At 70.6% G+C, this 22,689-nt stretch carries 24 protein-coding genes; 12 read left to right on the top strand and 12 right to left on the bottom strand.

Translation table 11 applies throughout. The features are described 5' to 3' along the window. The first annotated feature begins 81 nt into the window (after positions 1–81). Genes AB0N22_RS09495 through AB0N22_RS09480 form a run of 4 tightly spaced genes read left to right on the top strand, consistent with a single transcriptional unit; the run spans position 82 to position 4,272 of the window. The gene (locus tag AB0N22_RS09495) at positions 82–555 is read left to right on the top strand and encodes an SRPBCC family protein (RefSeq protein WP_364638671.1); all 474 of its coding nucleotides are present in this window, start codon (positions 82–84) and stop codon (positions 553–555) included. Beyond that, complete coding sequence (locus tag AB0N22_RS09490; protein WP_364638667.1) at positions 555–1,736, top strand: zinc-dependent alcohol dehydrogenase; 1,182 nt, start codon at positions 555–557, stop codon at positions 1,734–1,736. The genes AB0N22_RS09495 and AB0N22_RS09490 overlap by 1 nt, the downstream gene beginning before the upstream one ends. Then, complete coding sequence (locus AB0N22_RS09485; RefSeq protein ID WP_364638664.1) at positions 1,733–2,677, top strand: SDR family NAD(P)-dependent oxidoreductase; 945 nt, start codon at positions 1,733–1,735, stop codon at positions 2,675–2,677. Before AB0N22_RS09490 ends, AB0N22_RS09485 begins: the two co-directional genes overlap by 4 nt. Further along, the gene (locus tag AB0N22_RS09480; protein WP_364638661.1) at positions 2,674–4,272 is read left to right on the top strand and encodes an NAD(P)/FAD-dependent oxidoreductase; all 1,599 of its coding nucleotides are present in this window, start codon (positions 2,674–2,676) and stop codon (positions 4,270–4,272) included. The genes AB0N22_RS09485 and AB0N22_RS09480 overlap by 4 nt, the downstream gene beginning before the upstream one ends. Here the strand turns inward: AB0N22_RS09480 and AB0N22_RS09475 are convergent. Together AB0N22_RS09475 and AB0N22_RS09470 are read right to left on the bottom strand one after the other, a co-directional pair. Next, positions 4,262–4,846, bottom strand: coding sequence for an isochorismatase family cysteine hydrolase (locus AB0N22_RS09475; RefSeq protein ID WP_364638658.1), 585 nt, complete (start codon positions 4,844–4,846; stop codon positions 4,262–4,264). The two genes, AB0N22_RS09480 and AB0N22_RS09475, sit on opposite strands and share 11 nt — an antisense overlap. Positions 4,847–4,890: 44 nt before the next feature. Beyond that, entirely contained in the window at positions 4,891–5,733 is an 843-nt protein-coding gene (locus AB0N22_RS09470; RefSeq protein ID WP_364638655.1) for a hypothetical protein, read from the bottom strand. Positions 5,734–5,791: 58 nt separating this feature from the next. Here AB0N22_RS09470 and AB0N22_RS09465 point away from each other — a divergent pair, with 58 nt between their 5' ends. Further along, complete coding sequence (locus AB0N22_RS09465) at positions 5,792–7,276, top strand: FAD-dependent oxidoreductase (RefSeq protein ID WP_364638653.1); 1,485 nt, start codon at positions 5,792–5,794, stop codon at positions 7,274–7,276. Here the strand turns inward: AB0N22_RS09465 and AB0N22_RS09460 are convergent. The 3 genes from AB0N22_RS09460 to nhaA form a co-directional block, all read right to left on the bottom strand. Continuing rightward, the gene (locus AB0N22_RS09460) at positions 7,273–7,482 is read right to left on the bottom strand and encodes a CDGSH iron-sulfur domain-containing protein (RefSeq protein WP_364638650.1); all 210 of its coding nucleotides are present in this window, start codon (positions 7,480–7,482) and stop codon (positions 7,273–7,275) included. The two genes, AB0N22_RS09465 and AB0N22_RS09460, sit on opposite strands and share 4 nt — an antisense overlap. Continuing rightward, on the bottom strand, positions 7,479–8,429 hold the full coding sequence (locus tag AB0N22_RS09455) for an iron-containing redox enzyme family protein (RefSeq protein WP_364638647.1): 951 nt from the start codon (positions 8,427–8,429) through the stop codon (positions 7,479–7,481). Before AB0N22_RS09455 ends, AB0N22_RS09460 begins: the two co-directional genes overlap by 4 nt. 378 nt (positions 8,430–8,807) lie before the next feature. Next, on the bottom strand, positions 8,808–10,076 hold the full coding sequence (gene nhaA / locus AB0N22_RS09450; RefSeq protein WP_364638644.1) for a Na+/H+ antiporter NhaA: 1,269 nt from the start codon (positions 10,074–10,076) through the stop codon (positions 8,808–8,810). Positions 10,077–10,178: 102 nt separating this feature from the next. On the opposite strand from nhaA, the gene AB0N22_RS09445 reads away from it, so the two are divergent. Then, positions 10,179–11,678: a gamma-glutamyltransferase gene (locus AB0N22_RS09445; protein ID WP_364638641.1), complete on the top strand. Its 1,500-nt coding sequence runs from the start codon at positions 10,179–10,181 to the stop codon at positions 11,676–11,678. 7 nt (positions 11,679–11,685) lie between these two features. Continuing rightward, positions 11,686–12,699, top strand: a complete 1,014-nt coding sequence (locus AB0N22_RS09440) for a glycerophosphodiester phosphodiesterase (protein ID WP_364638638.1) — start codon at positions 11,686–11,688, stop codon at positions 12,697–12,699. Here the strand turns inward: AB0N22_RS09440 and AB0N22_RS09435 are convergent. The 3 genes from AB0N22_RS09435 to AB0N22_RS09425 are packed head-to-tail and all read right to left on the bottom strand — an operon-like array spanning position 12,650 to position 14,338. Then, positions 12,650–12,913 carry a PspC domain-containing protein gene (locus AB0N22_RS09435; protein WP_364638635.1) on the bottom strand — a complete coding sequence of 88 codons (264 nt, stop codon included), beginning with the start codon at positions 12,911–12,913 and terminating at the stop codon, positions 12,650–12,652. The two genes, AB0N22_RS09440 and AB0N22_RS09435, sit on opposite strands and share 50 nt — an antisense overlap. Continuing rightward, entirely contained in the window at positions 12,888–13,169 is a 282-nt protein-coding gene (locus AB0N22_RS09430) for a hypothetical protein (RefSeq protein WP_364638632.1), read from the bottom strand. The genes AB0N22_RS09435 and AB0N22_RS09430 overlap by 26 nt, the downstream gene beginning before the upstream one ends. Then, complete coding sequence (locus AB0N22_RS09425) at positions 13,166–14,338, bottom strand: PspC domain-containing protein (protein ID WP_364638629.1); 1,173 nt, start codon at positions 14,336–14,338, stop codon at positions 13,166–13,168. The genes AB0N22_RS09430 and AB0N22_RS09425 overlap by 4 nt, the downstream gene beginning before the upstream one ends. A gap of 130 nt (positions 14,339–14,468) precedes the next feature. On the opposite strand from AB0N22_RS09425, the gene AB0N22_RS09420 reads away from it, so the two are divergent. Both AB0N22_RS09420 and AB0N22_RS09415 read left to right on the top strand, forming a co-directional pair. After that, positions 14,469–15,734, top strand: a complete 1,266-nt coding sequence (locus AB0N22_RS09420) for a PspC domain-containing protein (protein ID WP_364638626.1) — start codon at positions 14,469–14,471, stop codon at positions 15,732–15,734. Next, the gene (locus AB0N22_RS09415; protein ID WP_364638623.1) at positions 15,731–16,372 is read left to right on the top strand and encodes a response regulator transcription factor; all 642 of its coding nucleotides are present in this window, start codon (positions 15,731–15,733) and stop codon (positions 16,370–16,372) included. Before AB0N22_RS09420 ends, AB0N22_RS09415 begins: the two co-directional genes overlap by 4 nt. A gap of 4 nt (positions 16,373–16,376) precedes the next feature. On the opposite strand, the gene AB0N22_RS09410 is transcribed toward AB0N22_RS09415, so the two are convergent. Beyond that, positions 16,377–16,805 carry a DUF2000 domain-containing protein gene (locus tag AB0N22_RS09410; protein ID WP_364638620.1) on the bottom strand — a complete coding sequence of 143 codons (429 nt, stop codon included), beginning with the start codon at positions 16,803–16,805 and terminating at the stop codon, positions 16,377–16,379. A 49-nt stretch (positions 16,806–16,854) separates the two neighbouring features. Here AB0N22_RS09410 and AB0N22_RS09405 point away from each other — a divergent pair, with 49 nt between their 5' ends. Together AB0N22_RS09405 and zwf are read left to right on the top strand one after the other, a co-directional pair. Beyond that, entirely contained in the window at positions 16,855–17,652 is a 798-nt protein-coding gene (locus AB0N22_RS09405; protein WP_364638617.1) for an AraC family transcriptional regulator, read from the top strand. A gap of 123 nt (positions 17,653–17,775) precedes the next feature. Then, positions 17,776–19,212 carry a glucose-6-phosphate dehydrogenase gene (gene zwf / locus AB0N22_RS09400; RefSeq protein WP_364638614.1) on the top strand — a complete coding sequence of 479 codons (1,437 nt, stop codon included), beginning with the start codon at positions 17,776–17,778 and terminating at the stop codon, positions 19,210–19,212. 2 nt (positions 19,213–19,214) lie between these two features. Here the strand turns inward: zwf and AB0N22_RS09395 are convergent, their stop codons facing one another. From AB0N22_RS09395 to AB0N22_RS09385, 3 genes are read right to left on the bottom strand one after another with little or no spacing between them, the layout of a single operon-like run. After that, the gene (locus AB0N22_RS09395) at positions 19,215–19,385 is read right to left on the bottom strand and encodes a hypothetical protein (protein ID WP_364638611.1); all 171 of its coding nucleotides are present in this window, start codon (positions 19,383–19,385) and stop codon (positions 19,215–19,217) included. A gap of 34 nt (positions 19,386–19,419) precedes the next feature. Then, on the bottom strand, positions 19,420–19,776 hold the full coding sequence (locus tag AB0N22_RS09390) for a GntR family transcriptional regulator (protein ID WP_364638608.1): 357 nt from the start codon (positions 19,774–19,776) through the stop codon (positions 19,420–19,422). A gap of 5 nt (positions 19,777–19,781) precedes the next feature. Continuing rightward, complete coding sequence (locus tag AB0N22_RS09385; protein ID WP_364638605.1) at positions 19,782–20,222, bottom strand: GNAT family N-acetyltransferase; 441 nt, start codon at positions 20,220–20,222, stop codon at positions 19,782–19,784. A 73-nt stretch (positions 20,223–20,295) separates the two neighbouring features. Between AB0N22_RS09385 and pcrA the strand changes: the two genes are divergently transcribed. After that, entirely contained in the window at positions 20,296–22,665 is a 2,370-nt protein-coding gene (gene pcrA, locus AB0N22_RS09380) for a DNA helicase PcrA (protein ID WP_364638602.1), read from the top strand. Positions 22,666–22,689: the final 24 nt, after the last annotated feature.

Raw genomic sequence — 22,689 nt, 5'->3', positions numbered from 1 at the left:
GCGCCCCTGCCTCGTTGTTTGTACGCGGTGGGGCTTGGGTAGGGACACGAAGATGTACCCGACCCCCGAGGAGACCGCTCCGTGAGCGTCAACACGCGCATCGTCAACGCCACCCCCGACGCCGTGTGGGCGGTGCTGGCCGACGGCTGGCTCTACCCGTTGTGGGTCGTCGGCGCCACCCGCATGCGAGACGTCGACGAGAACTGGCCTGAGAAAGGCAGCCGCCTCTACCACTCGGTCGGCGTCTGGCCGCTCGTGATCAACGACCACACCGAGGTCCTCGACGTCGTTCCCGGCCGTTCGATCAAGCTGCGGGCCCGAGGCTGGCCCATCGGCGAGGCTGAGGTCGAGATGCGGCTGAGCGACGTCGGGGCGCAGACGGAGGTCACGATCGTGGAGGACGCGGTCGCTGGTCCCGGCGTGCTCGTGCCCGAGCCGATCAAGGGGCTGTCGCTGAAGTGGCGCAACACCGAGGCGCTGCGCCGCCTCGCATTCCTCGCGGAAGGCCGGCACGAGGCCGGCAGGACCACCCAACGAACGACCAAGGAGAACTGATGCGCGCATTGACCTTCCAGGGACGACGCAAGGTCTCGGTCGAGACCGTGCCCGACCCGGTCATCGAACAGCCCAACGACGCCATCATCAAGGTGACGTCGACCGCGATCTGCGGCTCCGACCTCCACCTCTACGAGGTGCTCGGCCCCTTCCTCGACCCGGGCGACGTGCTGGGTCACGAGACGATGGGTGTCGTCGAGGAGGTCGGCCCGGAGGCGGGCGACCTCAAGGTCGGCGACCGCGTCGTGATCCCGTTCAACATCTCGTGCGGACACTGCTGGATGTGCTCGCGCGGCCTGTTCGCCCAGTGCGAGACCACGCAGAACACCAAGACCGGCAAGGGCGCGTCGTTGTTCGGCTACACCGAGCTCTACGGCTCGGTGCCGGGTGGCCAGGCGGAGTACCTGCGGGTCCCGCAGGCGCAGTTCGGGCCCATCAAGGTCCCCGACGGTGCGCCTGACGAGCGCTACCTCTACCTGTCGGACATCCTGCCGACCGCGTGGCAGGCGTACGAGTTCGCGGACGTCCCCGAAGGCGGCACGTGTGCGGTGTTCGGGCTCGGCCCGGTCGGTCAGCTCACGGCGCGCATCGCCCTCAATGCCGGACGGCGGGTGATCGGCGTCGATCGAGTTCCCGAGCGCCTGGACCTCGCCCGCTCGTACGGGGTGGAGGTCGTCGACATGGGCTCGGTCGACAGCGTGCCCGAGGCGATCCTCGACCTGACCGACGGGCGGGGAGCGGACGGCACGGTCGACGCGGTCGGCATGGAGGCCCACGGCTCCCCGTTCGCCAAGGCCGCGATCACCGCGGTGGGGCTCCTGCCGGACGCCGTCGCCAACCCGCTCGCCGACAAGATGGCGATCGACCGGATGGCGGCCCTGGTCGACTCGATCAAGTCCGTCCGCCGTGGCGGCACGGTCTCGGTCAGCGGCGTCTACGGCGGCGAGATCGACCCGATGCCGATGATGGAGATGTTCGACCGCGGCATCACGATGCGGCTGGGCCAGTGCCACGTCAAGCGCTGGACCGACGACATCCAGAAGCTGTTGGACCAGGACGCCGACGTCCTGGGCGTCGAGTCGCTGGCGACGCACCACGTCCCGCTCGAGGACGCCGCCGGCGCGTACGAGATGTTCCAGAAGAAGCAGGACGGCTGCATCAAGGTGGTGCTCAAGCCGTGACCTCGGACCCCCGGGTCCTCGTCGTCACCGGAGCGTCGAGCGGCATCGGCCGGGCCGTCGCGCTGCAGTCGGCCGAGGCGGGCGATCACGTCGTCCTCGTCGCGCGTGGCGAACCTCCCTTGCAGCAGGTGGCCCGGGAGTGCGAGGCGGCCGGTGCGGCGTCGGCGCTCGTGCTGCCGACGGATGTCGGCGACGACGCCGAGGTCGAGAAGCTCATGACCGCCGTGACCTCGCAGCACGGCCGGATCGACGCGGTCGTGCACTGCGCCGGCGTCGTGGCGTACGGGCGCACCGAGGAGGTCCCGGTCGACGTCTTCGACGGCGTGCTGCGCACCAACCTGACCGGTTCGGTCAACATCGCCCGGCACGCGATCCCCGTCCTGCGACGGCAGCGGGCCGGCTCGCTCGTGCTGTTCGGCTCCGTGATCGGCCACATCGGCGTGCCGGGCATGAGTGCGTACGTCCTGAGCAAGTGGGGGGTCCGGGCGCTGGCGCGGCAGCTGCAGCTGGAGAATCGTGACCTCGACGACGTGACGATCGCCTACGTCGCTCCCGGGGGTGTCGACACCCCGATCTACGAGCAAGCCGCGAACTACGACGGATTCGCCGGCCGCCCTCCGCCGCCCGTCCTGTCGCCTGAGCGGGTCGCCCGCATCACGCTGCGCCGGCTCGACCGGCACCGCGCCCGTACGCAGGTCGGGATCGCCAACGACCTCATGCGGTTCGGGTTCAACGCCGTGCCGTGGGCCTTCGACATGCTGGTCGGGCCGCTGTTCAGGTTCGGGGCCATCGACCGCACGACCCACGTGGAGCCGACGCAGGGCAACGTCCTGGAGTCCAACTTCGCCGGCAACCTGCTGCACGGTGCGCAGGGCAACGCGTTGGTCGGCATCGGCCGCAACGTGATCGCGCGGGTCACCGGCAAGGACAAGACCGGATGAGTCGTGCGTACGACGCGGTGGTCATCGGTGCCGGACCCAACGGGCTCGTCGCGGCGAACCACCTGATCGACGCCGGCTGGTCGGTCCTCGTCCTCGAGGCTCAGCCCGAGGTCGGGGGAGCGGTGCGGAGTGCCGAGGACGTCCAGCCCGGCTTCGTGCACGACACCTTCAGTGCGTTCTACCCCTTGGCCGAAGGATCGCCGACGATCCGGTCGTTCCACCTCGAGGACCACGGACTGACGTGGGAGCACGCGCCGGCGGTCTTCGGGCATCCGACCAAGGACGGCCAGTGGGCGATGCTGCACCGCGACCGCGACCTCACGGCCCGGCAGATGGACGAGCAGCACCCCGGTGACGGTGATGCGTGGCTCGAGCTCTGCGGCCAGTGGGACCGCATCGGCGACCACATGGTCGGCGCGCTGCTGTCGCCGTTTCCTCCGGTCAAGCACGGGATCGGGGCGCTCGCGAAGCTGCGCAGCGTGGGCGGCCTGGACTTCGTGCGCTCGATGCTGACCCCCGCGGCCGAGCTGGGCCGCGTGAGGTTCGGCGGCCGGTCGCCGCGGCTGATCATCGCGGGCAACGCGGCCCACGCCGACATCCCGCTGCATGCCCCCGGCTCGGGCCTGATGGGCCTCCTGCTGGTCATGCTCGGTCAGACCGTGGGGTTCCCGGTGCCGCAGGGCGGCGCCGGCGAGCTCACCAAGGCCCTGGCCCGCCGCTTCCAGTCGTTGGGCGGCGAGATCCAGTGCTCGTCCGAGGTCACCCGCATCGAGGTCGCCGGCCGCCGGGCCGTCGCCGTACGCACGAGGGACGGCGAACGCTTCGGGGCCACCCGGGCCGTGCTCGCCAACGTCGCTGCTCCGCACCTCTACGGCGGACTCGTGTCCGAGGCTGATCTACCGGCCAGCACCACGAAGGCGATGCGGTCGTTCGAGCTCGATCCCGGCACGGTCAAGGTCGACTGGGCCGTCGACGGGGGCGTCCCATGGGCTTCGCCGCCGCCTGCGGCACCCGGCACGTTCCACATCGCCGACTCGGTCGAGCAGATGACCGAGGCGTTGACCCAGGTGTCCAACCACTCGATCCCCGCAGCCCCGTTCATGCTGGCGGGCCAGATGACGACGACGGACCCCACGCGCTCGCCTCCCGGCACCGAAGCGCTGTGGGCCTACACGCACGTCCCGCAGGCCGCGGTCGGCGACGCGGGCGACGGCAGCATCCGCGGTGTGTGGGACCGCGACGACTGCGAGCGGTTCGCCGATCGCATGCAGGCGCGCATCGAGGAGCTGGCGCCCGGGTTCGGGTCGCGGGTCCTGGCCCGGCGGGTGCTGGGGCCGCGCGAGATGGAGGAGCGCGACGCCAACCTGATCGGCGGATCGATCAATGGCGGCACGGCGCAGCTGCACCAGGAGCTGATCTTCCGGCCGGTGCCGGGACTCGGTCGCGCCGAGACCCCCGTCCGCGGCCTCTACCTCGCCTCGGCCTCTGCCCATCCCGGCGGCGGCGTGCACGGTGCGTGCGGCATGAACGCGGCGCGCGCGGCCATCGCCCACACCCGCGTACGGGAGCTGACGCCGGCCGCGCTCAGGCGCTGACGGCAGCGCGGCCCGGAGCGTCGAACGCGACGTCGTCGAGCCGGACGGTCGGCTGACGGTACTGCTGCTCCAGCTGCTCCTGCGTGCGTCGATTGAGGCCGGGATCGATCGACGCGACGGCCTCGTCGACCAGCACGACGCGGAGGTCGCGGGCGTACGCGTCGGCGGCCGTCGTGGCGATGCACGACTCGGTCGAGACGCCGACCAGGGCGATCGACTCGACCCCCCGGCTGCGGAGCAGATCCTCGAGGTCGGTGCGGAAGAACGCGCTGTCCCGGGTCTTGACGACGCGCAGGGCGCCTTCGGTGCGCAGCCCGGGAACGGGATCGACACCGGGCGTCCCCTCGATGACCATGCCGCTGTCGTCCTCGCGCATGTTGAGCGCCCAGGTCGACCGGTCCGGCCGGTGCTCGGTGCGCACCTCGACGACGGGTGCGCCGGCGGCGGTCGCCCGCTCGAACAGCGTGTTGCAGGCGGCGACGAGGTCGTCGCGGCAACGCTCGAGCTCGCCGTCGTTGAAGTAGTCGACCTGCATGTCGACGATCACCAGCGCCTGCGCGGTGTGCTCGGTCATCGCTTCTCCTTCCTCCGAGCGCGAACTACCCGGAGGCGCCAGCATCAACCGTTGCGGAGCCGCTCGAGCTCGGCCTCTGCGTCGTCGAGGGCCTCCTGGGCCGACCGCTCGGCCTCCTCGGCCCGGTCGGCCACGGTGTCGGCCTTGTCGAGGGCGCGCTCCGTGTCGGCGATCTCGCGCTCGATGGCCTTGGCCCGCTTGCGGAGGTCGGCGAGCTCCTCCTGCAGCTCCTCGCGCTCCTCGACGAGCGACTCGAGCTCGTCGGCTGCCGCCTTGGCCTTGCGGCGCGCCTTGGCCACCGTCGCCTCGGCCGCCTCGATGCGCTTGCGCTCGAGCTGTGTCGGACCGGTCTTGGCGGGCTTCTTCCTCGTCCGCGGTCGGGCTCCCTCGGGCGGGATCGCGACGACCTCCGAGAGGTCGACCGGCTCGAACGGGTTGGCGGCGAACGTGGCGACCAGCAGGCCGTCCTGCACGGCGTTCGCTGCGTCCGGGTCGGTCATGGCGGCTCGCAGGGTCTCCTCGACGCCGGCGGCGGCCTGGTCGCTGAAGCTCCCGCCGGAGGCCTCGACCAGCTCGGCGGCCTCGTCGAGCGCCTGCCGGGTCAGGTCGCGTCTCGCCCGGTCGAGCAGGCGGGTGCGCGAGCCGTCGGAGTCCGACTGGGCGTCGCGCAGCTGCTCGCCGAGCTCGACGACCTCCTCGACGAGCTCCGCCCGCTCCCGTGCAAGGGCGTTGACCGCCCAGGCGCCGGCGCTGGGCTTGCGCAGCGTCTTGACCTGTCCGGCCAGCTCCTTGTCGCCCGCGCCGGCGGCCGCCTCCTTGCGTGCGGCGATGAACTCCGACAACGGCCGACCGTAGAGCTCCTGGGCGATCGAGCGCAGTCCGGCCATGCACCCAGCCTAGGACGGCGGCGCGTTTGTCGCCGGGACGTGCGGGTACGCCCGGGTCATGACGTCTTTGTGGCTCGATCGGACCGACCTGCCCGCCAGTGACCCGTTGCCGGTCGATGAGCATCTCGACGACATCGTGGTCGGGGCCGGTCTCACCGGGCTCACCACCGCCCTGCTCCTGGCCCGTGCTGGTCGACGGGTCGCGGTCATCGAGGCTCGCCACGTCGGCGCGGTCACCACCGGCAACACCACGGCCAAGCTCTCGCTGCTGCAGGGCACCAAGCTGTCCACGATCCTGCAGAAGCAGTCGCACAACGTCGCGCAGGCGTACGTCGACGGCAACCTCGAGGGGCAGAAGTGGCTGGTCAGGTTCTGCGCCGACCATGACGTCCCCGTGCAGACGCGAGACGCCATCACGTACGCCGCACAGCCCCAGCAGGTCGCGACCGTGCGCAAGGAGCACGACGCCGCTCGCTCGCTGGGGCTCGACGTGCAGTGGCACGACTCGCTCGACCTGCCGTTCCCCAACCACGGCGGCGTGATGCTGGCCGAGCAGTACCAGTTCGACCCGTTGGACGTGCTGATCGCCTTGGCCCGTCAGGTGCGCGAGCACGGCGGCACGATCCACGAGGGGCACCGCGTCGTGAGTGCCTCGAAGACCGGCCGGCCCACGCTGCACCTCGACGGCGGCGCCCAGGTCAGCGCCGACGAGGTCGTGCTCGCGACCGGCACCCCGATCCTGGACCGCGGGCTCTACTTCGCCAAGCTCGAGCCGATGCGGTCGTACGCCCTCGCGTTCGACTTCGCCACCACGCCCATGCCGATGGCCCTGTCGGCAGGGACGCCCTCCCGCTCGGTGCGCGACATCCCGCGCACGGACGGCGCGACGAAGCTCATGGTGGGCGGCAACGGGCACACCGTCGGGAGAGCCGACTCCGAGGCCCAGCTGGTCGACGAGCTGCGCGAGTGGACGGCGACGTACTACCCCGGTGCCGTGGAGACGCACGTGTGGTCGGCGCAGGACTACCAGTCGCACGACGGCATCCCCTATGTCGGATACCTCCCGCGCGGCGGCGGCAAGTTCCACGTCGCGACCGGCTTCGACAAGTGGGGCATGTCGAACGCTGTCGCGGCGGCGCGCAACCTCACCTCCAGCCTGCTTGGCGAGCCGGTGTCCTGGTCCAAGCCGATGTCACGCAGGATCACCCGACCGGCCGGCGCAGCCAAGATCGCCGAGCTCAACCTCGCGGTGGGCGTGCACCTCGCCAAGGGCCTGGTGTCGGCCGAGCTCAAGGAGGCACCGGACACCCCGCCCGAGGGTGAGGGTCGCGTCGGTCGCGACGGGGTGCTGCCGACCGGAGTCTCGACCGTCGACGGGCGTACCTGCGCCGTCCGCGCCGTGTGCACGCACCTGGGCGGCATCTTGTCGTGGAACGACCAGGAGAAGAGCTGGGACTGCCCGCTGCACGGGTCGAGGTTCTCTCCCGACGGCGAGGTCCTCGAGGGGCCTGCGACGCGGGCGTTGCATCAGGCCGGCGACTAGGGCCGGTCGCGCGGCGGCAGGACCTTGTGGGTGCCGTCGCACCAGGGTTGGTCGGCGGACTTGCCGCACCGGCACACCGCGCTGACGGGTCGCCAGGTCTCGTGGGTGACGCCGTCCGCGTCCTCGACGACGTGCTTGCCGCGCAGCAGCAAGGGGCCTCCGGGGCAGATGACGACGTCCGGATGGTCGAAACCGTGCTCCGTCATTCCTCCACGCCCCACTCGTCGAGCATGCGTCGGGTGTAGCGGTCCTCGAGGTCGAGGCACGTGAAGGCGCCGAGCAGGACGTCGTCGACGAGCTGAGGCTCTTCGGCGACGAGGCTGCCGCAGATCGTCCGCACGGCGAGCTGCTCGTGCACCGCGTCGGCCTCGATGTGCTCCTCGTAGTAGTCGATGATCTCGCGCGGGAACTCGAGCCGTTCCAGGCCTTGCACCATGCGGCGCGACGGCAGCGAGCTCGTGGCCTCGAAGGCCGCGAGATGTCCGAGCGAGGCGGCGCGAAGCCGACGATGCAGCCCGAACAGCGACATCGCGTTGTTGACCTCCAGCACCTCGACCGGCACGTCATCGATGTAGGCATACGGATCCGCGCGCAGGCCCGAGGCCTCGAGTCCCACGGCGAACAGGTGCGCGTGGAGTCGGTTGGGGTCTCCGTCGCCGTACTCGTCGTACTGCAGCTCCATCAGCGCGGCCTTGGGAGCCGTGGGCAGCCGTGGCACGACCCACGCGGTCGGGTCGGACTCCTTGAGGTGGTAGATCGTGCGGTGCCTCAGCAGCTCGAGCACCTGCTCGCGGTCGGCCTTGCGCTGGACGAAGGCAGCCAGCGACGGGCCGTCGTGGTCGGCGATGAACGCGAACAGCGCCTCCGCGAACGGCTCGCCGAGGACGGTCTGCGGCAGGCGTGCCCTGAGCTCGCTCTCGAAGTCGCGCTCGAGGGCGCGGCGCAGCTCGAGGATGCCGGGATGCCACTCCATCTCGTCGTCGACGTCCTCGAAACCCGAGTAATGAAGCTCGTACATCGCCCAGAGCGCGATGTGGATGTCGTCGGCGTCGCTCGCGGGAACCGGCAGCAGGCTGTCGAGGTCGCCGGTGTCGGACCGCAGCGCCTCGAACAGCGCCTCGCTGATCTCGCCGCGTGCCTTAGGAAGCAGCATCTGCGTCCCCCTCCTCGTCAAGTGCCTGCCACTCACCTCGGCAGTCGAGAAATCCTCGCGGCGCGGTGTCGGAGGCCGGCGCGCCGGCATCCGGCCGGCCGGGGCGCTGGGTCACCAGTGATTGAATCGTCATCTCCCGGCCGGGATACCCCCGCGCGGCGGCGGCGAAACCCGGAGTGGTCACGCGGCAGGCGGGGCCATCGCGTCTCGCTCCGGACCGGTGGCAGCTGGGGACTCCGGGGTGGAATCGTCTGCGATGCCGGGAGTACACATGTTCACAGCGTTACCCACAGCATGTGCATATGGTTCTTTGGGACTAGGCGGGTAGCCACTTGTGACCCGGATCACGTCGCGAGATCCGCGGGTGGGAATGCCGTCTCAGGTCTGGAACGCGTCAGGGATGCCGTCGCCGTCCTCGTCGCGGCGCTCGATCTCCTCGATCCGGCAGTAGTGCCGGTTGCGGGCCCGCAGGAGCACCGCCGCCGCGCAGGCTGAGGCCAGTGAGCCCAGCAGGATGCCGACCTTCGCGTGCTCGTCGGCCTGCGACCCGGCGCCGTACGCGAGCTCGGCGATCAGCAGGGAGACCGTGAACCCGACTCCCGCCAGCATCGCCAGGCCCACCACGTCGACCCACGCGAGGTCGTCGTCGAGGTCGGCGCGGGTGAACCTCGCCGCGAGCCAGGTCGCGACGAAGATGCCGATCGTCTTGCCCGCGAAGAGCCCCACGACGATGCCGATGGTGATCCGGTCGGACAGCGCACCGGTGAAGCCGTCCCACCCGCCGATCGCCACCCCGGCCGAGAAGAACGCGAAGACCGGCACCGCGACGGCCGACGAGATCGGGCGGAATCGGTGCTCGAAGTGCTCGGCGAGCCCGGGTCCGTCCTGTCCGTCCCGGCGCAGGACCGGCACGGCGAAGCCCAGGAGGACTCCGGCGACCGTGGCGTGTACGCCCGATGCGTGGACGAGGCCCCAGGTCAGGGCGGCCAAGGGGAGCAGCAGCCACCAGGCGCGAACGCGCCGCTGCACCAGGAGGGTGAACAGCCCGAGCGGCACGAGGGCGGCCAGGAGCCACACCGGGTCGAGGTCGGCGGTGTAGAAAAGCGCAATGATGGTGATCGCCAGCAGGTCGTCCACGATCGCGAGGGTCAGCAGGAACGTCCGCAGGCCGGAGGGCAGGTGCGTGCTGATGACGGCCAGCACCGCGAGGGCGAACGCGATGTCGGTCGCGGTGGGAATCGCCCACCCGCGCAGGGCGCCGCCGGCATTGATCGCGACGAACAGCACGGCCGGGGCGGCCATGCCGCCCACTGCTGCGATGACGGGTATCGCTGCCCGTCTCGGGTCGCGCAGGTCGCCGGCCACGAACTCGCGCTTGAGCTCGAGACCCGCGAGGAAGAAGAAGATCGCCAGCAGGCCGTCGGCTGCCCACGTGCCGAGCGTCAGATCGAGGTGCAGGGCGTGGGGCCCCACGACGGTGTCGCGCAGCTCGGCATAGGCGTCGCCGGCATTGGCTGCCACGAGCGCGACCACGGCGGCGCCGATCAGCAGCACTCCGCCGATCGTCTCCTGCCGGAGGATGTCGGCGATGCGCGAGGCCTCGGGCCACGATCCTCGGCCGAACAGACGAGGCGAACGGGTCGGCATGGGGTGCTCCTCGGGGTCGACGGCAACATGCCGACCAGACTTCCCGGCGCACCTGCCCCCAACCCTACCGGTCGAGGTCCGGGCGACGAGTAGCCTGCGGGCATGCCAGATGTCGCGATCGCCGCGCCCAACGAGGCTGCCGCCGACGCCGGTGAGCAGGTCGCTCGCAGTGGCGGCAACGCCGTCGACGCCGCGCTCGCCGCCGCACTCGTGACGATGGTCAACGAGATCGGCATCGTGTCGCTCAGCTCCGGGGGGTTCATCACGGTCCAGCCGCAGGACGGCAGCGCCCCGCAGACGGTCGACGGCTGGATGGAGATGCCGGGGCGTGGCCGTGACCTCGGCGGTGGGACGTGGGACATCCACACGGACTACGGCGACGGCGTGATCGCGACGATCGGGCCCGGATCGGTCGCGACCCACGGCTCGGTGGCCGCGTTCGGCGCGGCGCACGAACGCTGGGGTCGGGTCCCGTGGCGGGAGATCGTGGCGCCGTCGATCGAGGTCGCTCGTGGCGGGTTCCGGCTCGGCTCCGCGTCGCGCTACTACCTCGAGCACGTCCACGACCTGGTGTTCGGCTGGGACGATCAGAGTCGGTCGGCCGTCCACGACGAGGACGGGCTGGTCACGACGGGGCGCATCGTCGTGCCCGACCTCGCCGGCTCGTTGGAGCTGATCGCCGAGGAGGGCCCGAGCGCACTCCACACGGGTGACCTGGCCAGGCTCATCAGCGACGACGTGCTGGCTCGTGGCGGCATACTCGGTCCCGAGGACCTCGCGGCCTACCGCCCGGTCGTGCGGCCTTCGCTGCTGAGCACGGTCGGCGACTGGACCTTCGGCACCAACCCGCCGCCGTCCGTCGGCGGGGTGTGCGTGACGGCGATGCTGCGCATGCTGGACGGCAGGCCGTACGGGGAGTGGGCCGAGGCGGACGTCGAGCACCTCGTACGCGTGCAGCGAGCCGTGCTGGGCCACCGCCTGCGGGTCCTGGACCACACCGACGACCTCGAGCGAGATGCTGCCGAGTTCCTCGCACTCGTCGACCAGGACCATCTCGCGGTGCTCGAGTCCGGATCGACCGCTCACGTGTCGGCGACCGACAGTGACGGCGGGGCGTGCTCGGTGACGGTGTCATCGGGCTACAGCTCCGGGATGATCGCCAAGGGCACCGGCATCTGGCTCAACAACTGTCTCGGGGAGCAGGAGCTCAACGCCCGGGGACTTCACGGGTTGCCGCCGGGAACCCGCCTGTTGTCGAACATGGCGCCGACGGTCGGGCACCACGTCGACGGCTCCGCGATCGCGATCGGCTCGCCGGGCGCCGACCGCATCACGACGGCGATCGTGCAGGCGCTGGCGGGGTTCGTCAACGGCCGGCTCGGCCTGCAGCAGGCGATCAGCCACCCCCGGGTCCATGTGCACCGCGCCGGTCGGCCGGACGAGGTCGTCAAGACCGAGACCGACCTGACGATGTACTACGGCGGCGTGGCGGCGACGCTGCGCCGGCACGACGGGCACCTCGTGGCGGCCGCTGACCCGCGCCGTGACGGTGCCGTGCGTCTCGTTCGCGCCGACCCACAACACGGGACGGATGCGCTTTGATGGAGAGGTGACCCCGGCGCCCATCGTGATCGCGCACCGCGGTGTCCCCGGCGAGCGGCTCGAGCACACCCGGCCGTCGTACCTGCTGGCGATCGAGCAGGGCGCCGACTACATCGAGCCGGACGTGGTCAGCACCAAGGACGGCGTCCTCGTCGTCCGTCACGAGAACGAGATCGGCGGGACGACCGACGTCGCCGACCGGCGGGAGTTCCTCGACCGCAAGATGACGAAGTTCATCGACGGCGTCCCGCACACGGGCTGGTTCACGGAGGACTTCACGCTCGAGGAGATCAAGACGCTGCGCGTCCGCGAGCGGTTGCCGGCCCTGCGACCGCAGAACATCTCGCTCGAGCACGTCGAGCAGATCCTGACCTTCGTCGAGGTGCTCGACATCGCCGCAGAGGCGAGCGTGGGCCGTGCCGAGCCGATCGGCGTCTACGTCGAGACCAAGCACCCCACGTACTTCGCCGCGATCGGCCTGGACCTCAACGACCTGCTGGTCGCCGACCTCCAGCGGCGAGGCGCCAACCACGAGCGGTCCAAGGTCATGATCCAGTCGATGGAGACCGGCAACCTCCGCCGGCTGCTCGGTCGCACGCCGCTTCCCCTGATCCAGCTGATGGACCGGCGGGGCGCGCCGTACGACCTCATCGAGGCGCGCGACCCTCGGACGTACGCCGACCTGACGGCCCCCCGCGAGCTGGCCACGATCGCGACGTACGCCGACGGCATCGGGCCCAACAAGAGCCAGGTCATCGCCCGCGACAAGAAGTACCGGCTGGCCGGCCAGACCGCGCTGATCCGGAACGCCCACGACGTCGGGCTCCTGGTTCACATCTGGACGATGCGCAACGAGAACAACTTCCTGCCGACGAACCTGCGGACCAGCACCATCAAGGCCGCCCACGGCGATGCCGTGGGCGAGTACCTCGCGTTCTTCGACGCCGGCGTGGACGGCGTCTTCTCCGACTTCACGCAGACGGCTGTGCAGGCTCGCTCGTTGTGGTCGGAGCGTCAGTAGCCTGCGCCCACACGGTCTGCTGTCCGGCGGGTTGACGACGCGGGATCAGGATCCACGCGACGACGTACGCCACGATCAGGGAACCGAATCCGAGGACGGTGCCGACGGCGACGAGGATGCGGATGATGTTGGCGTCGATGCCGGTGTAGTCCGCGACTCCGCCGCACACACCTCCGATCCACTTGTCGTCACGGCTGCGGGTGAGCTTCTTCATCTTCATGTCCTTCCGGGAGATCAGTGAGGGGGTCGAGATCGGAGTCGGTGACGGTCGGCGCCGGCTTGGCCGGCCGGGTCTGCCAGACCGTCGCGGCGACGCCGAGGAGACCGAGGAGGATCAGCACCCCGGACGCGGAGAGGCCGAGCTGACGGGGAGTCAGGAGATCCTGCTTCCACACCGACCAGTTGCCGACGACGGCGAGGAAGAACAGCCCGAAGGCGAGCCCTTCCCAGCGGAAGGAGTGCCTGCTCATCTGCGGATCACCTCGATGTTTCCGAGTCGTTGGTGGAGGTCGAGCCTGAGGGCTGGGCCCGGGGCGGCGGCGCCGTAGGTGAGCTGGGTGTCGGTGCCGTCGGTCTTGCGGTCGAAGACGCGGATCTCGCCGGCGTCGATGTCGGACGTGACCCGGACGTTGAGCCCGTCAGGGACGATGACCCTGGTCTGCCCGATGCCGGTCTCGATCTCGATCGTCCGGCCGAGCAGGGCCTCGGGGTTGGCGACGTCGGTGAGGTCGAGCTCGATCAGGCCGATGCCGTGGCGGTAGTTCGGATCGACCTGGACGGCGGTCGTGGGAGTCGGCGACTGGGTGCCGATCTGGCCGCCGGGGACCAGCGAGCCGATGGTGAGCGTGAGGGCCAGGATGGCGCCGATGCCGATCAGCGGCCCGCCGTTGCCGATCAGCGTGCTGACCAGGAGGCCGACGGCGACGACGCCGAGCGCGACGGCGACGTACGCCGTCCAGTGGGGTCCGTCGTTGTAGGCGTCGTAGATGCCCGTCGCCGCGGCAGCGATGGCGGTCACCGAGAGGGTCAGCAGGGTGAGGGTCCACGAGCGGTCTGGCTGGGACTTGGCGAGCTTGCCCCGCGTCACGAGGCCGGCCTTGGCCGCGGTGAGCTCCGGGCCACGAGCTGACTCGTCAGCCGGGTCCTCAGCGGTAGGCGCGTACTCCGCAGCGAGGGCCGTCTCGGCCTGGCGCCGGCGCCGGGGGCGCACCACGAACAGGTAGTAGGCGAGCCCGAACGGCACCAGGATCCACGGTGCGCCGTCCCAGAACCAGCCACCGTCCCCGACGACGGCCAGAGCTGCCAGCACGATGGCGCCGACGAGGCCCGCGACGCGCACCTGCTCCTCGTTCTTGTCGAGGCGGAACCAGTCGGCCGCGACGCTCTTGGCCTCGCCCTCGGCCGGCAGCAGGAACCAGGCGGCGGCGTAGATGATGACGCCGGCGAAGCCCACGATCGTCAGGACCGCGATGACGACGCGGACGATGACCGGGTCGATGTTGAGGTACTTCGCGGCGCCGGCGCAGACACCGCCGAGCATGCGGTCGTTCCTCGACCGCTTCATGTCGGTGATCGACCGAAGCCGGTGCGGGTCGAACTCGCCCTCCGGTGGGATGGTGCGGGTGTCTTCTGCGTTCATGCCTCCATCGTGTCCGAGGCCGGGCGGCGCGACCATCGGGTACGACCCTGAAAGCCACCCGGGACCGGTCAGGGTGGGGGAGGGGCGTTCCTGATGGCGCGCGCGCACGCGTACGTGTGACGATCATGGGGTGACCGAGTACCGCCGTGCCTACCGACCAGCCGACCGCCGGCTCGTCGGCGGTGTGGCGACCGGTGTGGCCGAGCACTTCGGCGTGCCGGTCCTCTACGTCCGGCTGGCGTTCATCGTGGCGACGTGGTTCCACGGCATGGGGGTCATCGCCTACCTGCTGCTGTGGCGGTTCCTGCCGCTGCGCCAGCCCGACCTGTCGCCGGGGCTCGAGTCGGCGACCCGGCGCGGGCTCCGCACGAGCGGCCGGCCCGGCGCCTTCGAGGTGTTCCAGACCGTCGCGCTCGGCGCGGTCGGCATCGGCGTGATGTTCATGATCCAGGCCAGCGGGCGGGGCATCGCCGGTGGACTGTTCGCCCCGCTGCTGATCGGCGTCATCGGCCTCGCGGTGATCTGGCGCCAGTTCGACGACGCCGCGTGGGGGCGCTGGATGCGCCAGACCCGCGGATTCGGGTTCGCCCTGCGGATCGCGGCGGGTGCCGTGCTCGTCGTGACGGCGGCGATCTACTTCCTCAGCCAGGAGCGGGGCTGGGGCGCGATCGTCGACCTCGCCTCCGCCGTCGCGGTCGCCGCCCTCGGCCTGCTGCTGATCCTCGGTCCGTGGATCACCAAGCTGCTCGGCGACCTCTCAGAGGAGCGGCGCGAGCGCGTACGTTCGCAGGAACGCGCCGACGTCGCCGCGCACCTCCACGACTCCGTCCTCCAGACGCTGGCCCTCCTGCAGAAGAACTCCGGAGACTCCGCCGTCGTGGCGACCCTGGCCCGGCGCCAGGAACGCGAGCTGCGCGCCTGGCTGTACGGCAACGACGAGAAGCCCGGCGACTCGCTCGTCGCGGCGCTCCGGGCCTCGGCCGCCGATGTCGAGGACGCGCACCGGGTCCCGGTCGAGGTCATCGCCGTCGGTGACGCGCCGCTCGATCCGGACGTCGAGGCAGTCGCCAAGGCGGCCCGGGAGGCCATGATCAATGCCGCCAAGCACGCCCGCGTCGACCGGATCGACGTCTACGCCGAGGCCGACGGCCGCACCGTCGAGGTGTTCGTCCGCGATCGTGGCGTGGGGTTCGACACCGAGTCGATCGCCGAGGACCGCATGGGTGTGCGAGGCTCGATCATCGGCCGGGTCGAGCGCCACGGCGGGACCGCGACGATCCGCAGCGGACCTGGGGAGGGCACCGAGGTCGCCCTCAAGGTCCCGGTTCGACGCGGCGACACAAACCAGGCAGAGACCGCGACACCACGAGCTACGACAGAAGAAGTGAGCCCATGACCACACTCCGCGTCGCCATCGTCGACGACCACGCGATGTTCCGCACCGGGGTGCGGGCCGAGATCGACGGGCCCGTCGACATCGTCGCCGAGGCCGAGGACGTCGACAGTGCGGTCAAGGTCATAGCCGAGACCGAGCCCGACGTCGTGCTGCTCGACGTCCACATGCCCGGGGGTGGCGGCCTGGAGGTCATCCGCCGGCTCCACCTGCGCCATCCCGACACCAAGTTCCTGGCGCTGTCGGTCAGCGACGCGGCCGAGGACGTCATCGGCATCATCCGCGCCGGCGCTCGCGGCTACGTCACCAAGAACATCTCGGGCCCCGAGCTGCTCGACGCGATCGGCCGGGTCGCGGCCGGCGACGCGGTGTTCTCGCCGCGGCTCGCGGGCTTCGTGCTGGATGCGTTCGCCGGAACGATCGAGGTCGCCCAGGTGGACGAGGAGATCGACCGGCTGACCGAGCGCGAGCGGGAGGTCATGCGCCTGATCGCCCGCGGGTATGCGTACAAGGAGGTCGCCAAGGAGCTGTTCATCTCGATCAAGACCGTCGAGACCCACGTCTCCAGCGTCCTGCGCAAGCTCCAGCTCTCGAGCCGCCACGAGCTCACCCGCTGGGCCAACGACCGCCGTCTGATCTGACGCGTCAGGGATGCAGGCCGGCACCCTTGAACGTCTTGTCGACGGCGTTCTTGGGACCGTGCACGGCGATGCCGACGAGGTCGAGGTCGTCACGGCGGACCGCGCGGACGGCGGCGCGGTTGTCCCGGTCATTCCCGGTCGCGAACATCTCGCTGGTGTAGACGGCCGTTGGGAGCTCGCGTGCCACGGCCTTGGCGTGTGCAGCGCGCAGCTGCTCCGCGTCGCCGGCGAGCACGACGATCGGCTGGCGGATCATCGGCAGGTACTCCGTGCCGTCGGCGTCCTCGTACGCGTCACCGATGAGGTCCTTGTCGGTCGCGATGCCGCTGACGAGGAACCCTGTGACGTTGAGCGCCTGCCAGCTCGCGAGGTCGTGGCGCAGCAGCACCGCGATCTTGGTGTCGAATCGGATGGGTTCAGGGGTCTCGGCCATGGCCCCAGCGTCGCGGGGACCGCTGGCCGCAGTCTTGTACATTCCTGACATGACTGCCGGTGAGCGCGTCAGCGCCTGGCGCCCGGCCGTGCCCGGCGTCGGCGAGGTGCTGCATGCGCACTTCACCGCACACGCCTACCCCGCGCACACCCACGCCTTCTGGACCGTGCTGCTCGTCGACACCGGCGGTGTCTCGTACGAGCTGGAGCGCATCCCGCACGACGCGCCGCCGCGTTCGCTGACGTTGCTGCCGCCCCACGTGCCGCACGACGGCAGGGCAGCCGTGGCGACCGGCTTCGACAAGCGCGTCGTCTATCTCGACGAGCGCTGGCTGCCGCTCGAGCTCACGGGCGCTGCCGTGCGATCGCCGACGCTGCGTGACGACCAGCTCGTCCGCGCGGTCGGCCGACTCCACCAGGTGCTGGCCTCGCCCGGCGACGAGCTCGAGGCGGAGTCGCAGCTCGCGGTGGTGAGCGAGCGGATGGCGCAGCACCTCGACCGCTCGATGGAGCCTCGGCGTCGCCGCGCGGAGCCCGCTCTGGCCCGCCGCGTGCGGGACCTGCTGGACCATGACCTCACCGACGTCCCGACGCTGGAGTCGCTGGCGGCGGAGCTCGACGCCCATCCGACCCAGCTCATCCGGGCCTTCGGCCGTGAGTACGGCCTGCCGCCGCACCGCTACGTCACCGGCCGGCGGGTCGACCGGGCTCGCGGCCTGCTGCTCGACCGGGTTCCCCCGGCGGAGGTGGCGGCGGTCGTGGGCTTCTACGACCAGGCGCACCTGACGCGGCACTTCCGCGCGACGCTGGGCGTGACTCCGGGCGCCTACGCCCGACAGGCCGCCTAGGCGCCAAGGTGCTGGCCAGCTCGCCGGTCGGCCACACCCTCGCCAACGCGGTGCCACTCAGCGTGGAGCTCGCGCGCTAGCGACGTTCATGCGCCCGTCATCCGGCGGGTCTAGCCTGTGGGAATGAACGAGCCACACCTGATCGTGCTGTTCGGTGCCACCGGCGACCTGGCCCGCCGCAAGCTGCTGCCGGGCATCATGCACCTGCTCGAGTCGGACCTGGTGTCGGAGTCCCGCATCATCGGCGTCTCGCTGGACGAGCTCGACGACGAGGGATTCCGCACGTTCGCGGAGAAGGCGTGCCGGGAGTTCGCGACGCGTCCGCTCAACGACGAGCAGTGGACCGAGTTCGCCGCCAAGCTGTCGTACGTCAACGTCAAGGCAGGTCCCGAGGCGTTGGCGGCGGCAGCCGCCACGCTCGAGGCCGAGCTCGGGGGCACGCCGCGGCGCCTGCACTACCTGAGCGTCCCGCCCAAGGCCGCCCTCGACGTCGTGCACACCCTCGACGCCGCCAACCTGGTCGAGCGCTCCCGCATCATCATGGAGAAGCCGTTCGGCACCGACCTCGCCAGCGCCAGGTCGCTCAACGCCGAGCTGCACGAGGTGTTCGCGGAGGAGCAGATCTTCCGCATCGACCACTTCCTCGGCAAGGAGGCAGCGCTCAACATCCTCGCCTTCCGCTTCGCCAACGGCCTGTTCGAGCCGATCTGGAACCGCAACTTCATCGACCACGTCCAGATCGACGTGCCCGAGACGCTGTCCGTCGAGGGCCGCTCCGCGTTCTACGAGGGCACCGGCGCGTTCAAGGACATGGTCGTGACCCACCTCTTCCAGGTCATGGCGTTCATGGCGATGGAACCGCCGACGTCGCTCGACTCGGACTCGATCGGCGAGGAGAAGAACAAGGTCTTCCGTCAGATGCTGCCGCTCGACCCGCACCACGTCGTGCGCGGGCAGTACCAGGGCTACCGCGACGAGGACGGGGTCGCGGCGGACTCCGAGACCGACACGTTCGTCGCCCTCAAGGCCGAGATCGACAACTGGCGGTGGGCCGGCGTGCCGTTCTACCTGCGTACGGGCAAGAAGCTCGCCGAGGGGGCGCGGATCATCTCGATCGCGTTCCGCGAGCCGCCCAAGTCGATGTTCCCGACGGGATCGGGGGTCGGCCTGGCCGGGCCTGACCACCTGACGTTCGACCTGGCCGACTCGTCCAAGATGTCGCTGTCGTTCTACGGAAAGCGCCCCGGTCCGGGCATGCGGCTCGACAAGCTGAGCATGCAGTTCGCGATGCAGGAGACCGAGCGGGCCGGTGAGGTGCTCGAGGCGTACGAGCGGCTCATCTACGACGCGATGCGGGGCGAGCGCACGCTCTTCACGACCGCCGAGGGCATCGAGCGGCTGTGGGAGATCTCCGAGCCGTTGCTCAACGACCAGCCACCGGTGCGGCCCTATGCGGGCGGCACGTGGGGGCCCAACGCGGTGCACCAGCTCATCGCGCCCCGCGCGTGGCGGCTGCCGTTCGAGCGCACGTGGCGCCGGCCCAACACGATGGCCGAGTGACGTCAGTCCTTCTTGTCGAGCTTGTCCATGGTGTCGTGTCCGGGCAGCCGCGGCGGGGCCTGGCGCGTGCGGTCGCTGCTGCCGTAGCCGCTGAGTGCCAGGACCATCAGGCCGACGCCGGCGATGAACAGCAGGGCGACCAGGATCGCGAACTGGTTGTGTGACATGTCCACACGGCCACGGTAGCCCGGCCGGCTGAGAGCTTGCTCAGTGCGTCCAGCCCTGCTCGAGGAGCCGGGTCGCCTCGTCCAGCGAGAGGCCCTGCGTCCGCGCGAGCCGGGCGTACGTCCGAGCGGCTGCTGCGGCCTCGGCATCGCCGAGGCGCCGGGCGGCGACGAGCGTGCCGCGCCGGCCGTGCGTCTCGATCACGCCGTCGGCCTCCAGCGCCCGGTAGGCCTTGGCGACCGTGTTGGCGGCGAGCCCGAGGTCGGTGGCGAGCTGGCGGACGGTCGGGAGCCGGTGCCCGGGCGCCAGGGTGCCCGCCGCGGCGCCCTCGGCGATCTGGCGGCGCACCTGCTCGTACGGCGGCTCGTGGCCTGCCGGGTCGACCGTCACGATGTCCATGCCGGTCAGCGTTCCAGGTGGACGACCGGGAAGGGCCGGCCGGCGGCGTCGAGGGGGTCGCGGCGGGTCTCGTGGAACCCTTGCGAGAGGTAGAAGCCCAGCCCCACGGTGTTGCCCGCGTAGACCTCGACGCTGTGCGGGCCGGAGCCACCGTCGACGTACGCGAGGAGGGCCGGGCCGAGCCCGCGGCCCTGGGCCTCCGGTGCGACGTAGAGGAGCTCCACGTGCTCGTCGCGGGCGCCGACGAAGCCGTGCAGCTCGTCGCCCGACTCGGCCACCCAGACGTCCATCGAGGGCAGCAGCAGGTCGCGCAGGTGCGGCTTCAGCTCGACGAGCTCGTGGTCCGCCATGAAGGCGTGGCTCGATCGTGCTGACCGCTCCCAGAGGTCGGTGAGCACGTCGAAGTCAGCCTCTCCTGCCGCCCGTATGCTGACCGCGCCGTCCATGGCACGCGAGTCTACGGCCGGTGACCCTCCGGCGCGGGCGATGTCGGCTCCGGCAACTAGGCTGGGAGGCACGATGACCTTGCCGTTCCCTGTGCCCACCGCCGCCCCGGAGGCGTCCGCCGAGAAGCGGCGTCCCCGCTCGGAGACCCTGCTCGAAGGCCTCAACGAGGCTCAGCAGGCCGCCGTGTCCCACCCCGGCGGGCCCTTGCTCGTGGTGGCCGGCGCCGGTTCGGGCAAGACCCGGGTGCTCACCCGGCGCATCGCGTGGCTCATCGCCGCACGTGGGGCCCACCCCGGCTCAATCCTGGCCATCACGTTCACCAACAAGGCCGCCGCCGAGATGCGCGAGCGCGTGGCCGACCTCGTCGGTCCCCGGGCCCGCATGATGTGGGTCTCGACGTTCCACTCGGCGTGCGTACGCATCCTGCGCCGTGAGGCGAGCAAGTTCGGGTTCACCTCGTCGTTCACGATCTACGACGCGGCCGACCAGCGCCGGCTCATGACGCTCGTGTGCCGCGACATGGACCTCGATCCCAAGCGGATCAACCCGCGCGCCGTGCTCAACTGGATCTCCAACCTCAAGAACGAGCTGGTCGACCACGAGTCGGCGGCCGGGCGGGCCGACAATCCCACCGAGGAGATCTACGCCGAGGCCTACAAGACCTACCAGGCGCGTCTCCAGGCCGCCAACGCGATGGACTTCGACGACCTCATCATGAACACGGTCCACCTGTTCCAGGCCTGGCCCGACGTCCGTGAGACGTACCGGCGCCGCTTCCGGCACATCCTGGTCGACGAGTACCAGGACACCAACCACGCCCAGTACCAGCTCATCAAGGAGCTGACCGACGCCGAGTCCGACCTGCTCGTCGTCGGCGACTCGGACCAGTCGATCTACGCGTTCCGCGGTGCCAACATCCGCAACATCCTCGAGTTCGAGGACGACTTCCCCAACGCCGCGACGATCCTCCTGGAGCAGAACTACCGCTCGACCCAGACGATCCTGTCGGCCGCCAACGCCGTCATCAGCCGCAACGAGGGCCGCAAGGACAAGCAGCTGTGGTCCGCCGAGGGCGACGGCGAGAAGATCGTCGGCTATGTCGGCGACGACGAGCGCGACGAGGCGCAGTTCATCGCCGACGAGATCGACCGGCTGACCGACGACGACGCCGCTGCCGCCAAGGACGTCGCGATCTTCTACCGCACCAATGCCCAGAGCCGGGTGTTCGAGGAGGTCTTCATCCGCGTCGGCCTGCCCTATCGCGTGGTCGGCGGCGTACGGTTCTACGAGCGCAAGGAGATCAAGGACGCCCTCGCCTACGTCCGGGTGCTCGTCAACCCGCGCGACGCGGTGTCCCTGCGACGCATCATCAACGAGCCCAAGCGCGGCATCGGTGAGCGCGCCGAGGCGTCGATCCAGCGACTCGCGACCGCCGAGGACATCAGCTTCTGGGAGGCGCTGACCCGCGCCGAGGAGGCGACCGACCTCGCCACCCGCTCCCTCAACGCGATCCAGGCGTTCACGTCGACGATGTCCGAGCTCATGGCCATGGCCGAGTCCGGTGCTCCCGCCGACGCGGTGCTCGAGGCGGCGCTGACCCGCAGCGGCTACCTCTCGACCCTCGAGGCGAGCACCGACCCGCAGGACGAGACGCGCGTCGAGAATCTCGCCGAGCTCGTCGCCGTGGCTCGCGAGTTCGTCGTCGGTGCCAGCACGGTCTCCGACGGACTGCTGCAGGAGCAGGGGGTCGAGGTCGTCGACGAGGAGCCGTCCGAGGCCGTCGACGCGATCTCCGACGAGCCGGACCTGGCGGCCGGGTCGCTGGGGGCGTTCCTCGAGCAGGTGGCACTCGTCGCCGACGCCGATCAGATCCCCGACGAGGGCGACGGCGTCGTGACCTTGATGACGCTGCACACCGCCAAGGGCCTGGAGTTCCCCGTCGTGTTCCTCACGGGGCTCGAGGACGGCGTCTTCCCGCACATGCGGTCCCTGGCCGACACCAAGGAGCTCGAGGAGGAGCGCCGGCTGGCCTACGTCGGCATCACCCGCGCGCGTACCCGCCTCTACGTCACCCGTGCGGCGACCCGGTCGGCGTGGGGTGCGCCGTCCTACAACCCGCCCTCGCGCTTCCTCGACGAGCTGCCTGAGTCGCTGGTCGACTGGCGCCGGCTCGCCTCGCCGCCGACGCAGTGGACCCCGAGCTCGCCCTCGGCCACGGCCCAGTCGTCGTTCCGGTCCTCCAACGTCGCTGCCCGGTCCAAGAGGGCCACGCGTGAGGTCGTGTCGCTCACGGCGGGCGACCGGGTCAGCCACGACAGCTTCGGCCTGGGCACGGTCGTGGCCGTCGAGGGACAGGGCGAGAAGTCCGTCGCCTCGGTCGACTTCGGCTCGCAGGGCGTCAAGCGCCTCCTCCTCCGCTACGCCCCCGTCGAGAAGCTCTAGCCCCCAAGTTTTGTGACCCAACTC

Source organism: Aeromicrobium sp. NPDC092404 (assembly GCF_040684095.1).
Taxonomy (GTDB): Bacteria; Actinomycetota; Actinomycetes; order Propionibacteriales; family Nocardioidaceae; genus Aeromicrobium.
The sequence above is the reverse complement of the archived record's forward strand: the minus strand, read 5'-3'. Positions and strand labels throughout refer to the sequence as shown.